Consider the following 15,520-nt stretch of genomic DNA (forward strand, 5'->3'; position numbering starts at 1 on the left):
AGCACGATCGATAGCCCAAGGCTCGGATCCGGCAACTACGCCATCATTCCATCAGGACGTACACATGCAGGTAGAAAGCTTTTTCGAATGGCTCGGCCAGATAATCGGGTCGGCCATCCGGTTCATCATCGACGCCCTCAGTGGTCTGTTCAACCTGTTGAGCAACGCCGGCAGCAATTTTGTCGAAGGGTTGGCCCAGGCCCTGGGCATGGAAACTTCGATCATCAGCATCATCACGCTGATCATCGGGCTGATGCTGCTGTGGGCAGCGATCCGCGCCTTCATGAACGCGTCGATCATCATGGGGATTATCTGGTTGTTGCTGGGGTTGTGGTTGCTGAGCTGGATTATTCACTAACCCCCCCCACATTGGATCTGTGATGTTTTGTAGATTACGTTCACTTGGCTGAACACAATCTGCCGCTACAATGCAGGCGCCCCAAGGAGCCTGCATGCCCAACCTGATTGCCGACTGGCGCGACCGTCCGACCCATCGTCGAGTCTGGGCGCTCGCCGCCCCGATGATTCTCTCGAATATTTCCGTTCCGCTGGTAGCGCTGGTTGACAGTACCGTCATCGGCCATCTGCCCCATGCTCATCAACTCGGCGCCGTCGCGGTGGGCGCCAGTCTGTATACCTTTCTTGCCTGGGCCATGGGCTTTCTGCGCATGGGCTCCACCGGGTTTGCCGCCCAGGCTGCCGGGCGCGGGGATGGCGCAGCGTTGCGGCAGATTTTGCTGCAAGGTCTGTTGTTGGCCATGGGCCTGGCCATTTTGTTGGGCGCATTGGGCGTGCCGTTGAGCGGGGTCGCGTTGCACTTCATGCAACCGTCGGCGGAGCTGGATCAACTGACCCGCGACTTCTTCCACACACGGCTGCTCGGCCTCCCTGCGGCGCTGGCCAGTTACGCGCTGGTGGGCTGGTTCCTCGGCACCCAGAACGCTCGGGCTCCGCTGGCGATTCTGCTGAGCACCAACCTGGTCAACATCGCGCTGAACCTGTGGTTCGTGCTCGGCCTGGAGTGGGGCGTGGTCGGCGCGGCCCGGGCCTCGGTGATCGCCGAGTGGACCGGCGCGCTGATCGGCCTGTTCATGACCCGCAAAGCCCTGCGCGCCTACCCCGGCCATATCGCCTGGGCCGCGCTGGCGTTGTGGCAGAGTTGGCGCCCATTGCTGGCGGTCAATCGCGACATCTTCATCCGCAGCCTGGCGTTGCAGTCGGTGTTTTTCCTGATCACCGTGCAGGGCGCGCGGCTGGGCGATGCCACGGTCGCCGCCAATGCGTTGCTGCTCAACGGCCTGCTGCTGACCGCCCACGCGCTGGACGGTTTGGCCCACGCGGTCGAAGCACTGTGCGGACACGCCATCGGCGCTCGCGACCGAGAGGCCCTGCGCCGCTCATTGGTGGTGGCGTGCGGGTGGTCGTTGCTGGCGAGTGTGGGGTTTGCCTTGCTGTTTCTGTTCGCCGGGCACCTGTTCATCGAGATGCAGACCGACATCCAGAGCGTGCGCGACACCGCGTTCCTTTACCTGCCTTACCTCGCGGTGCTGCCGCTGATTGCCGTCTGGAGTTACCTGCTCGACGGCCTGTTCATCGGCGCCACCCGCGCCCGGGAAATGCGCAACGGCATGCTGCTGACGTTGATCCTGCTGCTGCCCTTCGCCTGGGCGCTGCAAGGCTTGGGCAACCACGGACTGTGGATAACCTTCCTGTTGTTCATGTTGCTGCGCAGCCTGACCCTTGGCGCGTTCGCCTGGTACTTGCGCAAGCAAGACAGCTGGCTCAAGGGATGACGAGGGTCAGCTTCAGGGGTGATCGTTCTGCCACTGGTTGCGCAGGCTATCGAGACGCTCCTGCTGGGTGGCTCCCGACAACGGCTGCCCGGCCACTGCGTCGGGATGCTGCAAGCGCAACCATAACCAGTCATCGAGCACCGGGCGTTCGCTGAAACCCAGCGCCAGCCCTTCCTGCAGGTAAGCCCACAAGCTGTTGTAGTCGGTGTCGGTGGATCGGCTCCAGCGCCAGGCGTGTTGTTCCAGCAGACAGCTTTGCAAGGTATCTCGCTGACGCAGGCTGAGGCTTTCTTCGATGGCCAGGGGCCTGACGGCAAGCCGCGGATTGAACAACTGCTGCCAGCCCTGACAGCCAATGGCCCGATCGGCCCAGGTGCCACCGAACCAGCGCAACTGATCGATCGGACCTAGCCAGCGACTCAGCTCCTGCGCATCGCAGGCATCGAAAAAATAACTCGCTGTGTGTGGGTTGTAGTAACTCAACAAGGCCCGATGATGCAGACCCAAGGTGACCGCGAGCATGCGTCGCAAATGCTCCAGCAGCTGCGATGAAGAGGCTTCACTGACCAGCAGCAACCCGCTCCAGCTGTGTGGCGCACTTTGGCACAGCTCGGCCAGTGCCGGGCATTCGCGAAGGTCGACCAACACCGGCCCGTGCTCACGCAACGGGTGAAATTCGGTGCCTTCGAACAGCCGGAACCATCGGACATGAGCAAACTGTTGCCGCAAACTCGCACCGGCCTGAGACTCGCCCGGTACATCGAGCAACAGCCATTGCGGGGTCGAGTCGGGCGCCTGAACGGCGATCATGCCGCACCGCTCTGGCCGAGCTGCATCGCCGCCCGGCAGGTGCAAAGGGCCTGCGCGCAATGACTGAAACTGCCGCCGCCGGGCAGCAGGCACAGGAGCACCAAGGGTTCGCTGGATTGCAGCAAGCACTGCAAGCCCTCGAGCACCGGGCTGACATCGGTCGTCAAGGAGGGTTGCAGGTCGGGTATGACTGGCTCTGCACTGGAGGCTGCGCCGGGAAGAAATCCGCTGATCAAGGGTTGATCCGGATCGCCTTCGATAAAGCTCACCAGCACCTGCGCCCCTTCACTCAACGGCAGGGTGCCAGCGCCTTGCAGCTCGGGAGCCAACGGCAACCAGCAGTGGCTGGGCGCTGCGCCCTCCCCCTGGTAAAGCCAGTCGAACTGCACCGCAACCGGTCTGGACAGATCCGGTTCAGACTCATCGACCTCGACCACCCACGCCCGCTGCAGACTGTGCATCCTGGGTTTCACGCCCGAATGAGGTGCCACGAAAGGCATTTCCTGCACAACGGCCCGTAGTTGGTTGCTATAAGGAAGCTCTGGTTCCTGCCCTCCCTGATGCTCGACATGGGTCAGTAGCCAGAGACGATTCCAGTCCCCACACGGGTGACCGGACAGCGGCATCAGTTGGCCGCTGCGCAGGGTCGCCAGATTCGTCTGGCCTTCGGCAATTTGCCCGCAGCCGTGCAGCTTGAACTGACGCACACCTGGTTGTTCGTTCTCACCCTTGAAGACGCTCTCTTCGCCACGGCTAAACTGCCCCAGGCCATCACCGAAAACCAGACAGTGTCCGCATGAGCGGTGTTCGAAGTAGTAATGAAGCCGTTCCTGGGCGCACAGACGCTGGAGAAACTGCAGGTCTGATTCCCGGTACTGCGTGCAGAAATCACGGGACGGGTAATCGCCGCTCAGGTCGAAGCGCCGATCCTTGCCGGCAATGCCGTGCTCCTTGAGTACTTGAGCGAGAATATCCGGCACCGAGCACTGGCTGAAGATTCGCTGATTGAAGCGCTGGGCCAGACACGCCAGCCTGGGTCCCAGACGCACACGGCATAGCCCGGGCTCACTGCCATGGCCGAGCTGAACGAGGCCCAGCAACTGCCCGTGAATACCCTGCCCCCGGGACCCGAAGTGCAAAAAGGCCGAGCGATACAGCAGGCTTGCGAGGTCCAGCGTCGGGTCATCGTTCAGCAGATCCACGTCGAACACAAAAGGCTTGCTGATGGCTTCACTACCGGTAAAGGCCAAGACCTCAAAGGAGTCGGGAAGACCCGCTATATCCAGACGAAATGACGGCTCGTTGGCTGGATCGAACATCGGCGATTCTCTACAGGAGGGGCGGCCGGGGATTCTCGCTGAGAGACATGGCCGAGTAGAGTGCCGAAGTACAACTTAGGAAATGACCTACGTGAAAAGAAGACCACATCGCTTGGATAGCCCGGTCTGTGGGTCATTTCGCTTGAAAAAAGAGAAGCGTCGCACCAGGTCATCTGAAATTTCCCCAAGGTATGGTGAATTTTCAGACAACCTGATGCGTGCAGTGCCTTACCTCAAGAAGACAGGTAAGACGAACGGGTCAGGCCCAGACGCAAGGCATCGAGGAACTGGGTGCGCTCGGCGGCGCTGATGCGGGCACTGGCGCACTTGTCGCGGTAGTGGGTCATCAGCTCTTCCGGCGACAAGTGCACGTAGCGCAGCATGTCTTCGATGGTGTCGTGGGTTTCGATACCGGCGTGGTACACGCTGCCGTCGGCGTTCTGGTAGATGTTCACCGAGTCGGTGTCACCGAACAGGTTGTGCATGTCGCCGAGAATTTCCTGGTAAGCACCCACCAGGAAGATCCCCAGCAGATAGTCTTCACCTTCGTTCAAACCGTGCACTGGCAAGCTGGTTTCGATGCTCTGCTCATCGACGTATTGTTTGATCTTGCCGTCGGAGTCGCAGGTCAGGTCTTGCAGCACCGCGCGGCGCAGCGGCTCTTCGTCGAGACGGTGCAGCGGCAGGATCGGCAGGACCTGGCCGATGGCCCAGGTGTCCGGCAGGCTCTGGAATACCGAGAAGTTGCAGATGTACTTGTCGGCCAGCTTGTCGTTGAGTTCGTCGAGCACCTGACGGTGGGAACGCTGACGGGCCTTCAATGAGTTGTGCAAGCGGCGGCAAACGGCGAAGTAGCATTGCTCGGCCAGGGCTTTTTGCGCCAGGGTCAACTTGCCATCGGCGTATTGAGTGGCCACGTCGCTCATGTAGTGCGTGGCGCGCCAGTAGGTCTCGGTGACCATTTCGATGTCGGTCGGGCCGAGCAGGTCAACCAGCCACTGCACGGTTTCCGGCAGCTCTTCCTTGTTATCGATCTTCGGCACGTCGTCGTTATGTTTCTCAACGTCGGTCACCTGCACCACCAGCATGGCGTGGTGAGCAGTCAGGGAGCGGCCGCTTTCAGAGAAGATGTTCGGGTGCGGCAGGCTCTGCGCGTCGCAGAACTCCTTGAGCATCCCGACCACGACACCGGCGTAATCGTCCATGTCGTAGTTGATCGAACTGGCGTTACGCGAGTGAGTACCGTCGTAGTCCACGCCCAAACCGCCGCCGACGTCGATGTGATCCACCGGCAGGCCAAGGTTGCGCAACTCGCCGTAGTAACGGATCGCTTCCTTGAAGCCGTGCTGGTAGTCCGCCAGGTTGGCGATCTGCGAGCCCATGTGGAAGTGCAACAGGCGAATGCCCTGATCCAGACCGGCAGCGCGGAAACGCTCGACCACCGACAGCAGTTGCGCCGCCGACAGGCCGAACTTGGATTTTTCGCCACCGGTGTCTGCCCACTTGCTCGACGCCAGGGACGACAGACGCACGCGCAAGCCGACCTGCGGCTTGACCTTGAGCGACGCCGCTTCTTCGATCACCAGACCGACTTCGGATTCTTTCTCGATCACGATGAACACGTTGTGACCGAGCTTCTGGCCCATCAGCGCCAGACGGATGAACTCGCGGTCCTTGTAACCGTTGCAGACGATGGTGCCGCCCTTCGGCGCCAGCGCCAGTACCGCCAGCAGTTCCGGCTTGGAGCCGGCTTCCAGACCGATGGAAACGTTCTGGGTGGCGATGATGTTTTCGATCACCGCTTCCTGCTGGTTGACCTTGATCGGGTACAGCGCGGTGTACTTGCTCTGGTATTCCAGGCGCTCGATGTTGGCGTCGAACGCGCCGGTCAGCTGACGTACGCGGTCTTGCAGGATGTCGGGGAAACGCACCAGCAACGGCAAGGACAAACCGCTTTTGCGCAGTTGGTCGACTTGCTCGAACAGGTCGATAGGCGAACTGGTCGGGCCGTTCGGACGAACTTCGACGCGACCGGCGTCATTGATCGCGAAATACCCGGCCCCCCAATGGCGAATCCCGTAAACACTGCGGCTGTCCGCAACTGTCCATTGGCTGCCATCGTCTTTGCGTGTGCGTCGTACGGACATCGAAGTCCCCTATAAAGAAGTCATAGAGCGTCGCCTTGAGTTCAGGCCGGCGCAGTCTAAAGAATGAAAATGACGGTTCGTCAACGAGGGGGTAGACCTCGCTGACTGCAGTGAGTTTAGAAACCGGTCATGAACAGGCTCTGTGAAAACCATGGTGACGACGCCAGCCCCGAATGAAATCGGGACTGGATCAAGCCGCGGGTGGTTTTCACAGAGGCTGCTAGCCGCCGGACTTCTTCGCTTTGAAACCGTGTTTGATCAGTTCGGCCAAGAGTAGCTCGACATGATCGCCCTGGATTTCGATGATCCCGTCTTTTAACGCCCCACCGGTCCCGCAACGTTTCTTCAACGTGGTGGCCAGTTCCTTGAGCGCGTCTTCGGCCAACGGCACGCCGGTGATGGTGGTCACCGTCTTGCCGCCACGGCCCTTGCTTTCGCGACGCACGCGAGCGATGCCGTCGCCGGCCGGGATAACGGTTTGTTTGCAGATGCAGGCATCCACCGGTTGACTGCAATCCGGGCAATGACGACCTGCGTCGGTGGAAAATACCAGGCCACCAAGGGCGGCGAAGGATGCGGCTTTTTTGGCCACCGGCAATCCTCTTGGGAGGACAAAGACTGGTCGTGGCAGATGCCATCGACCGCGAAGCCCCACTCAGGCAGGGGCAGCGCTACTGAGCCGGGCACTGCCGGTTCAGTTTGAAAAGGTCGCGCAGTGTAACGGCAAAAACGCCGATTGCTAAGAGCCAATCGGCGCCAATTTACAGCTCTTTTGCGACGTCATCCCCTTGGGCACGAAGATAGCGCTTCAACGCCGCCAGAGAGTCCGGGCAATACGGCTTTTGCTGGATTTCCAGCAGAACCTGATCGATCGAGATAAAGCGCGCTTCCAGCACTTCTTCCGGCTGCAGGATCAACGGTCCGTCCCACACCGCCGAAAATGCCGAACACCAGAGCCGATTGCCGGTGTCCTCGAAGAAAAAGTGATCATGGGCAGTCAGTTCCACACCGCTCACGCCCAGCTCTTCTTCCAGCTCACGGGCCGCCGATTCGGCGTAAGTCTCGGTGGCCAGCACCATGCCGCCGGCCGCCACGTCCCAGTAACCGGGGTATATCGCTTTGCTCAGGGTGCGCCGGTGCACGCACAGTTCACCGGCAGAATTGAACAGCATGATGTAGGTGCCGCGCCCGATCAGCTCGCGTTCGCGCAGCTCGGAGCGGACCAGAGCGCCGAGCAGGTTGTCCTGCTCGTCGACCCAGGCGATCTGTTCGGCATCGGAGGCCGCACGATGGGCGGCCTCACGCATGTCATCGACGGAGCTATCGACCATGACTCAGCCCTGATTGAGCAGTTGACGCAAATCGATCACCGCGGCGTTGGCCCGGGAGATGTAATTGGCCATGACCAGCGAGTGGTTGGCCAACACACCAAAGCCGCTGCCATTGAGGATCATCGGGCTCCAGACCGGTTCTTGCGAGGCTTCCAGTTCACGAATGATCTGGCGCACGCTGACCGTGGCGTTCTTCTTCGCCAGCACATCGGCGAAATCGACTTCGATAGCACGCAGCAAGTGGGACAACGCCCAGGCCTGACCGCGGGCTTCGTAGAACACGTTATCGATCTGCAGCCACGGGGTTTCGACGACTTCTTCGTCAACCTGCGGCACCTGGCCGAGGGCCGGGACTTCAGTCTTCAGTGCGGTGTTGAGCTTGACCCGGCCAACACTGGCCGACAGCCGTTGCGACAGCGAACCCAGACGGGTTCCCACATCACCCAGCCAGTTGTTCAGGTTGTCGGCGCGGGCATAGAACAGCGCGCTTTTCTGGTCAGGCCCCGACAGACGCGCCTGATAACGACTCAGGGAATTGATGCCTTCCTGATACTCGGACTCACTGGATGGCAGCACCCAGCTTTTGTTGTCGAAGTTGAAACGCGGCTCGGCCTTGGCCAGGTCGGCGTCTTCGGTGGACTGCGACTGCGAGCGGGCGAAGTCTTTACGCAGCGCACGGCTCAGGTCGCGGACCTGGACCAGCACGCCATATTCCCAGCTCGGCGTATTATCCATCCACAGGCCCGGCGGGAAACGGTCGTTGGAAATATAGCCGCCCGGTTTGGTCAGCAAGGTGCCGGCAACGGTCTTGAGGGTTTCCACCGTGGTGTACCCGACCACCATCTGCTTGCCTTCTTTCTCGGCCGCCACCTGGGCATTCTGCTGAACCGGGAACAGCGCCGGCTCCTGGCTCCAGTACCAGCCCAGCGCGATCGCCACCAACAGGTAAAGAACAATCAGAGTAGCCAGCGCCCGGCTGAACAACAGGCCGCCAAAATAACTGCGGGTGGCCGATTTCGGTTCAGCGGCACGCTCAGGCGCGCTGCCTGTGCGGTTCTTCCAGTCCAGCATGGCGGTATCCTTTCAATCACTTGAGTTCATCGGTTCGACCACAACCCTACGCCATCGTGCGTCATTTGCCCGCATTAAATCCGGCGGGACACAGCGAACCACACAATGACTGCAGTCGAGTCGACACTATAAATGAAGCACAGCGTTGAGCCTATGCGACCAGTCGGTCAGAAACTGAATGAAGTCGCTTTGCAGATTATTGACATACGACACTCATGCAATCGGAAAGAGGTGCTAGCATAGAGCCACCAGTCGATCTCAGCATGCACCCTAACTAGTAGTCAGGATATGACCGAGCCAGAAGACCCCAGCCGTGAGCGCCTCAAGCACCACTTTGCCCAGCGGGTAATTCATCAGGCACGTCAGATTCTTGAGATATGGCAACGCCTGCAGCGCAACGAATGGTCCACCACCGACTTGTCGGAATTGAGTGAAGCTAATCTGCGCCTGCTGCGCTTTGCCGAACGTTTCGAACAACCGGAACATACCCAGCTGGCGCGCCACATTGGCCAGTCGCTGGAAGCGGTGGACGCCAACCGCGGACGTCTGAGCAGCGGACTGATCACTGACCTCAATCGCCTGATGCAGCGTCTGTCCCGCACCGGCCTGCGCCATGGCGACCAGCTCGAACAAACCTTCCTGCCGCCGCTGCGCAAACCGATCTACGTGATGTTGCAGGATCACGACCGGGCCGAGCGGCTGGCCAAGCAACTTGAATTCTTCGGGCTCAGCGCTCAATCCCTCGACAGTGTCGCCGCGTTCCGCTCCTCAATGGTCGAGCGGTTGCCGGCGGCGATTGTCATGGACGTTGACTTCAGTGGCGCCGGCATCGGCCTGAAACTGGCGGCCGAAGCCCAGGAAGGCCTCGATCAGCCCTTGCCACTGTTGTTTTTCAGCCTGCACGAAACCGATACTCCGACCCGCCTCGCCGCCGTGCGGGCCGGTGGCCAGGAATTTCTCACCGGCACCCTCGAAGCCTCGAGCCTGTTGGAAAAGATCGAAGTCCTGACCTGTGTCGCCCAGTACGAACCTTATAAAGTGCTGATCATCGACGACTCCCGCGCCCAGGCCTTGCACACCGAACGCCTGCTCAATAGCGCAGGGATCGTCACGCGGACCTTGATCGAACCGATCCAGGCCATGGCCGAACTGGCGGACTTCCAGCCGGACCTGATCATCCTCGACATGTACATGCCGGCCTGCACCGGTACTGAATTGGCCAAGGTGATCCGCCATAACGACCGCTATGTCAGCGTACCGATCATTTATCTGTCGGCCGAAGACGACCTGGACAAGCAGCTCGACGCCATGAGCGAGGGTGGCGACGACTTCCTGACCAAGCCGATCAAGCCACGGCACCTGATCACCACCGTACGCAACCGCGCGGCGCGGGCGCGCAATCTGAAAGCACGGATGGTGCGTGACAGCCTGACCGGTTTGTACAACCACACCCACATTCTGCAATTGCTCGAAGACTGTTCATTCCGCGCCCGGCGCGAAAACAAGCCGCTGAGCTTTGCGATGCTCGACATCGACCACTTCAAACGGGTCAACGACAGTCACGGCCATCCCATGGGCGACCGGGTGATCAAGAGCCTGGCGCTGTTCCTCAAGCAACGGTTGCGCAAGACCGACTTCATTGGCCGCTACGGCGGTGAAGAGTTCGCCATCGTCATGCCGGACACGGATATCGAATCGGCCTACAAGGTGCTCGATGAAATCCGTCAGCGCTTTGCCGAAATTCATTACCCGGCTCAGCCTCAGGATCTCTGGTGCACCTTCAGCGCCGGCGTCGTCGAACTGCGCGAAGACTCTGACAGCCTGCTGATGGCCAGTCAGGCAGACGAAGCGCTGTACCGCGCCAAAGACGCCGGACGCAACCGCGTGCAAGCCGCGCGGGAGTCAAAGCAAAGTGCCACTTTTTCATCGGAATCGACCCATTCGGTCATAACCCTGTAACAGAAACGCAATAAGTTCAGGCGCTTACCATTCTGCCGTTGGTAGATCACGATGCGCCTGAAGCTGTTGACCAATCTCAATACCCTCCTTCTGGTCGCCGTGTGCGTGGCCCTTGGCGCCACGCTCTGGTGGTCGCAAAAAGCCCTGGAACGCCCTTATCTGTTGATGGAGCGTTACTTGGGTCTGTCTCAGCAGTTTCAAAATGAAGTGGCGCGCAACGTCGAGAATTACCTGGCCAGCGGCGATGCCCTGCGCCTGAGCAACGCCAGCCAGGCCATCGGCAGCCTGCAAAAGGAGCTCGGTGAGTTGCCGCCGGCATTGGCTGACACCTTGCGCCCGAGCCTGACGAATCTGGATGAATTCAGCAAAACTGATCTGTTGGCCGCCGGCAAACTCGCTGGCGACCCGCAAGCATTGCTGCTGCAAGCCGAACGCGAACTCGGCGCCAGCCTGGATCAACTCAGCCAATACGCCAGCGGCAACGCGGCGTACCTGACGCCTTTACTCACTGCGTCCCAACACTTGGGCAAACTGTCCCTGGCTCGGGACAAACTGGTCAGCAGTGGTCGCAGCGAACTGGCCGCCGATGTTGAACGCGAAGTCGCTAACATCCGCACTCAAGCCGAGCAACTGGACGCTTTACCGCTGCTGGGTGTGACCGCCAGCACCGAATCAAACACCGATGATTTCGCCGCGATGATGGGGCTGGAGAACACCGAAAAAGCCGTCGCCGAAGATGCCGGCGTCGGCCTCAAGCGTGAATTCAACAGCCTGCTCACCCGCTACCCTTCGGAACTGGCGCGCACCCGCGAACAGATTCAGAAACGCGCCGACCTCAGCACCGCGACGCACTTGAAAATCGCCGCCGTGCAGCAGTCCATCGCCGGGCTGGAACCGGTAGTGCGTGCCCAGCACGGGCAGATCCAGGGCGAAGTGCGGCTGATACAGGGAGTGATGATCGGGCTGATCCTGCTGATCGCCTTGCTCATCGATACCTTGCAGCGACGCCTGGCCCGAACGCTGACCAACCTCGCCCCGGCGCTGTCGACCTGGGCCGAAGGTGACTTCAGCCGCGACATTCAACTGGGCGCGACCAACCGCGAACTGCATGACATTCAAGCCTCGCTCAATCGCTTGCGCGCCTATCTGGTCGACCTGGTGGGCACCATTCGCCTCAACGCCGAGCAAGTCGCCGGCAGTAGCCGAACGTTGGCCGAATTAAGCAATGACCTGCACAGCGGCGCCGAGCATCAGGCCGGCGACACAGCACTGATCCGAGACTCTCTCGGCGAACTCGAGGCGACGATTCAACAAGTCGCCGGTGATGCCAGCCAGGCCGCGGACGCCAGTCGTCATGCAGGGCTGGCGGTGGAACATGGTCAGAAGGTCATCGGCCTGAGCCTCACCGGGCTGCATGCGCTGGTGGGTGAAGTGCAAGGCAATGCGCAGATGATCGAACATCTGGCCGAGGAGTCGGCGACCATCGGCGGCGTGCTGACGGTAATTCGTTCGATTGCTGACCAGACCAACCTGCTGGCCCTGAACGCCGCCATCGAAGCGGCCCGCGCCGGGGAAATGGGCCGAGGGTTTGCGGTAGTGGCCGAAGAGGTTCGCTCACTGGCACAACGCACCGCCGGGGCCACCGCCGAGATCCAGACGCTGATCGCCGGCCTGCAAACCGCCGCGCGGCAATCGGTCGAAGGCATGCGCGCTCAGGTCGAACACGCCGAAGCCACGGCCAATCAGGCCCAGGCGGCCGACGGTGCGCTGGATAAAATCGTCGGGGCGATCCAGACCATTTCCGACACAGCGGTGCGCATCGCTGATGTCACCGCCCAGCAGAGCGGCGCTGTCAGCGAAATCCGCGATCACAGTGAGCGGATTCACCAATTGGGTGGGGATAACTTGCTGCGCATCGGCGAAGGACGTGAACAAGGGGAGAATTTGTTGGTGCTGGGTGGGCGGTTGCATACAGCCGTTCAGGCCTTTCGGGTCTAAGGACTGCGAGCCCGAACGCAACTAACGATCTGGACTGTCGCCGCCTAAGCCCTTGTATGAAAACTCCTATTTAAGCCATGCGATGGTTTTTAGTCGTCGTTTTGATGCTAGGGTTTAGCGCTTCAATTAATCGAGCGCGCAACAGGAGTGCCCCGTGATAGTTCCGCCTTCGCCCCCTGGCGTATCTGTGGAGGAAAACATGGCAGTTGCCTTCCATAAGAAAAAAGTTTTGAAAGAGGGATCCGCATTCATTTACTCCTGGTTCTATACCCAGGTCAGAAATCGCGGCCCTTGGGATTACAAAAAAATGTCTCCTGACTATGAGGCTTTCGGTAATTTCAATTACGGCGCGGCCGGGATCGCTGCGAGATTTTCCGAAAATGTCCTGTTACGTGCCGCCGGTGTTGCCCAGACGCAGGCAAAAACGACAAAAGTAGAATTCGGAAGCTGGTGGAGCGAGGCTCCTTTTGGCGATGATCCTGCGGATCAGGAATGGATCAAAAAAGGAGTCAGGTATGCCCGGTTCAGGAACTACTAAAAAAACCGCATACACAATCGTCACCTCCTGCCTGCTGGCGGTATGCCTGGTTTACATCAGCTGGACCTGGCTTATGTCTTCCAGCGCCCCGGTGCTGACCGATGTAGTACTCAAACTACCCCTTGGCGAAAATGGTTTCGTCTACGGTGTCAAGGATGATCGAGGCGGAGCAACAGTGCCGTTCAGCTATCGATACTATGTCTATCGCGAACTGACATCCGATGAACAAATAGCGTCTGAACTCAAGACTGCCGGTCCGTTTCTCGTCACCCGAGATCCAGCCATAAAGATTGATGTGCAAGGCTCAGTCATCAATGTATCGACCAATCAGGAAGTCTATGAGTATCACAGCAGCACGCTGTTTCGGCATACCAACAGCCCCCAATACACCCCTGTAACAATCAACTTGTGCAACCATTCCAGCGATCAATCAACAAAGTAAGCTAGACGCTGCCCATCGGAGCGACCAGAAAAACCGTCATGATCCGATAGCACGGGACGGTCCCTATATACAGCCGTTCAGGCCTTCCGCGCCTGACAAACCGCCATCGCGGGCAAGCCCGCTCCCACAGGTTATGCGCTGGCCTTGTGGGAGCGGGCTTGCCCGCGATGGCGTCAGAACAACCACCGCAAGAGGCCCCGTCCTGCACACCCCGTCGCCGTCCGCTATCATGCCCTCACTTTCGATATGCGAGATTGTCATGCGCCGTTTGCTTTGCCTGCTGATTTTAGTGCTCGCCCTGCCGGCCTCCGCCGCCGGGTTGCTGGACAGTCGACCCAGTTCCACCTTGGGTTCGATCAATAACAGCGTCGACTTCCTGCCGGTGCGCGAAGCCTTTCAGTTGAGCCTGGTAGAAAGCACGCCGCAATCGATCAAGCTGCGTTTCGTCGCCACCGAGGGTTACTACCTCTATCGCCATCGCTTCCAGTTTCGCGCCGAACCGGCTGACGTTGGCCTCAGTGCGGCGCAACTGCCCAAGGGCGAACAAAAGCACGATGAGTTCTTCGGCGATGTCGAGGTTTACCGCGGGATTCTCGATATAGATCTGCCGCGCACCGATTCACGCGCCTTTACGCTGGCAGTGACCTATCAGGGCTGCGCCGACAAAGGCCTGTGTTATCCGCCCGAGACCGAGCGCCTGACTATTGACGGCAGTGGCGCCGCGACCTCAGCCTGGAGCTGGCGCGAACTGGCGCTGTTTTTCCTCGCAGGTGTTGGCCTTACCTTCACCCCCTGCGTGCTGCCGATGCTGCCAATCCTCTCCGGGGTGGTCCTGCGCGGTCAGGTCGGTGGTTTACGCGGCTTCAACCTGTCGCTGGCTTATGTGCTGCCGATGGCCGTGTGTTTCGCCCTGCTCGGTGCCTTGATGGGAATGTTCGGCGCACAGCTCAATCTTCAGGCGCGTTTGCAATCGGCCTGGGTGCTGGTGCCGTTCGCGATGTTTTTCGCGGTGTTTGCCCTGGCCATGTTTGGCGTATTCGAACTGAAACTCCCCCATGCCATCAGCAGCCGCCTGGACCGGATTGCCGGGCGCACCGAGGGTGGTTCGTTGTGGGGCGCGGCGGTGCTGGGCGTGGTGTCGAGCCTGCTGGTTTCGCCGTGTGTATCGGCACCACTGGCCGGCGCGCTGCTGTACATCAGCGCCAGTGGCGATGCGCTGGGCGGCGGATTGAAATTGTTCATGCTCGGCCTGGGCATGGGTGCGCCGCTGTTGCTGGTGGCGACCGGTGGCGCGGCCTGGTTGCCGAAAAGCGGCCCGTGGCTGATCTACGTGAAAAACGCGATCGGGGTACTGCTGCTTGGGCTGGCGATTGCTTTGCTCAGTCGGGTATTGCCGGGCCAGATCACCTTGCTGTTGATCGGCTTGCTCGCCGGCGGCGTCGGGTTATTTATGGGCGCGCTGGAATTTGTCTATAAACCGCCGAGAAAACGCCTGGGACAATTGCTCGGGATGCTCCTGCTGTTTTATGCCCTGGCTTGTTGGTATGGCGCGTTCAGTGGCCAGACCGACCCGTTCAACCCTATTGGCCAGCCGCGCATTGTCGTAAGCAACGACCAACCGCAAATCGTCGGCAATTGGCAAACCATCACCACGCCAGCGGAACTGGACCGCGTCCTCGCCGAAGCCAAATCCTCCGGCACGCCGCTGCTGCTCGACTGGTACGCCGACTGGTGCATCAGTTGCAAAGTCATCGAACACGAAGTTCTCAACGATGCCAATGTCGTCGAACGCCTCAAAGGCTATCGTTTGATCCGTTTTGACATCACCGCCAGCAACGCCGAACAACGTGCCCTGCTCGATCGCTACAAGCTATTCGGTCCTCCGGCGCTGATGTTTTTTGGCAAAGATGGCGTCGAACGTGCCGATGTGCGGGTGATCGGTGAGATCAGCGCGAAAAACTTCGCCGAACGTGTTGCGAAAGCAAATGACCGGATTTAATTACCCGGTCACATATTTCGCGTAAACATCGGCCATCGTGCTGGCTATTGCATAGAACTGGACAGTCACAAAGGCTTTGCGGCATAGTCGCCGGGTTCTGACAATTGCACACA

The 15,520-nt window shown here is 59.9% G+C and carries 13 protein-coding genes; 7 read left to right on the forward strand and 6 right to left on the reverse strand.

The genetic code is table 11. The annotated features are described in order from the left end of the window. The first annotated feature begins 64 nt into the window (after positions 1 to 64). The gene (locus PSH88_RS27135) at positions 65 to 358 is read left to right on the forward strand and encodes a hypothetical protein (RefSeq protein WP_305423774.1); all 294 of its coding nucleotides are present in this window, start codon (positions 65 to 67) and stop codon (positions 356 to 358) included. A 94-nt stretch (positions 359 to 452) separates the two neighbouring features. Then, positions 453 to 1,793 (forward strand): MATE family efflux transporter, encoded by a 1,341-nt coding sequence (locus PSH88_RS27140; RefSeq protein ID WP_305423776.1) that lies wholly within the window; start codon positions 453 to 455, stop codon positions 1,791 to 1,793. A gap of 12 nt (positions 1,794 to 1,805) precedes the next feature. On the opposite strand, the gene PSH88_RS27145 is transcribed toward PSH88_RS27140, so the two are convergent. The 6 genes from PSH88_RS27145 to PSH88_RS27170 form a co-directional block, all read right to left on the reverse strand. Beyond that, positions 1,806 to 2,603, reverse strand: a complete 798-nt coding sequence (locus tag PSH88_RS27145; RefSeq protein ID WP_305423778.1) for a DUF4123 domain-containing protein — start codon at positions 2,601 to 2,603, stop codon at positions 1,806 to 1,808. After that, on the reverse strand, positions 2,600 to 3,922 hold the full coding sequence (locus PSH88_RS27150; protein ID WP_305423779.1) for a type VI secretion system Vgr family protein: 1,323 nt from the start codon (positions 3,920 to 3,922) through the stop codon (positions 2,600 to 2,602). The genes PSH88_RS27145 and PSH88_RS27150 overlap by 4 nt, the downstream gene beginning before the upstream one ends. Positions 3,923 to 4,155: 233 nt before the next feature. Then, positions 4,156 to 6,069, reverse strand: coding sequence for an arginine decarboxylase (gene speA / locus PSH88_RS27155; RefSeq protein WP_008069058.1), 1,914 nt, complete (start codon positions 6,067 to 6,069; stop codon positions 4,156 to 4,158). Positions 6,070 to 6,289: 220 nt separating this feature from the next. Further along, entirely contained in the window at positions 6,290 to 6,661 is a 372-nt protein-coding gene (locus tag PSH88_RS27160) for a translation initiation factor Sui1 (RefSeq protein ID WP_095052966.1), read from the reverse strand. 169 nt (positions 6,662 to 6,830) lie between these two features. Further along, positions 6,831 to 7,400, reverse strand: a complete 570-nt coding sequence (locus PSH88_RS27165; RefSeq protein ID WP_305423782.1) for an NUDIX hydrolase — start codon at positions 7,398 to 7,400, stop codon at positions 6,831 to 6,833. 3 nt (positions 7,401 to 7,403) lie between these two features. Then, positions 7,404 to 8,471 (reverse strand): DUF2333 family protein, encoded by a 1,068-nt coding sequence (locus tag PSH88_RS27170; RefSeq protein ID WP_305423783.1) that lies wholly within the window; start codon positions 8,469 to 8,471, stop codon positions 7,404 to 7,406. 288 nt (positions 8,472 to 8,759) lie between these two features. Between PSH88_RS27170 and gcbA the strand changes: the two genes are divergently transcribed. The 5 genes from gcbA to PSH88_RS27195 all read left to right on the forward strand — a co-directional run bounded on the left by gcbA (position 8,760) and on the right by PSH88_RS27195 (position 15,407). Next, positions 8,760 to 10,430, forward strand: a complete 1,671-nt coding sequence (gene gcbA, locus PSH88_RS27175; protein WP_305423785.1) for a diguanylate cyclase GcbA — start codon at positions 8,760 to 8,762, stop codon at positions 10,428 to 10,430. 51 nt (positions 10,431 to 10,481) lie between these two features. Then, on the forward strand, positions 10,482 to 12,428 hold the full coding sequence (locus tag PSH88_RS27180) for a methyl-accepting chemotaxis protein (protein WP_305423787.1): 1,947 nt from the start codon (positions 10,482 to 10,484) through the stop codon (positions 12,426 to 12,428). Between the two features lie 199 nt (positions 12,429 to 12,627). Beyond that, positions 12,628 to 12,966 carry a polymorphic toxin type 44 domain-containing protein gene (locus PSH88_RS27185; RefSeq protein WP_305423788.1) on the forward strand — a complete coding sequence of 113 codons (339 nt, stop codon included), beginning with the start codon at positions 12,628 to 12,630 and terminating at the stop codon, positions 12,964 to 12,966. Further along, positions 12,944 to 13,408, forward strand: a complete 465-nt coding sequence (locus PSH88_RS27190; protein WP_305423789.1) for a hypothetical protein — start codon at positions 12,944 to 12,946, stop codon at positions 13,406 to 13,408. Before PSH88_RS27185 ends, PSH88_RS27190 begins: the two co-directional genes overlap by 23 nt. A gap of 259 nt (positions 13,409 to 13,667) precedes the next feature. Then, the gene (locus tag PSH88_RS27195; RefSeq protein WP_305423791.1) at positions 13,668 to 15,407 is read left to right on the forward strand and encodes a protein-disulfide reductase DsbD; all 1,740 of its coding nucleotides are present in this window, start codon (positions 13,668 to 13,670) and stop codon (positions 15,405 to 15,407) included. Positions 15,408 to 15,520: the final 113 nt, after the last annotated feature.

The sequence above is a fragment of the Pseudomonas wuhanensis genome (assembly GCF_030687395.1).
Lineage (GTDB): Bacteria > Pseudomonadota > Gammaproteobacteria > Pseudomonadales > Pseudomonadaceae > Aquipseudomonas > Aquipseudomonas wuhanensis.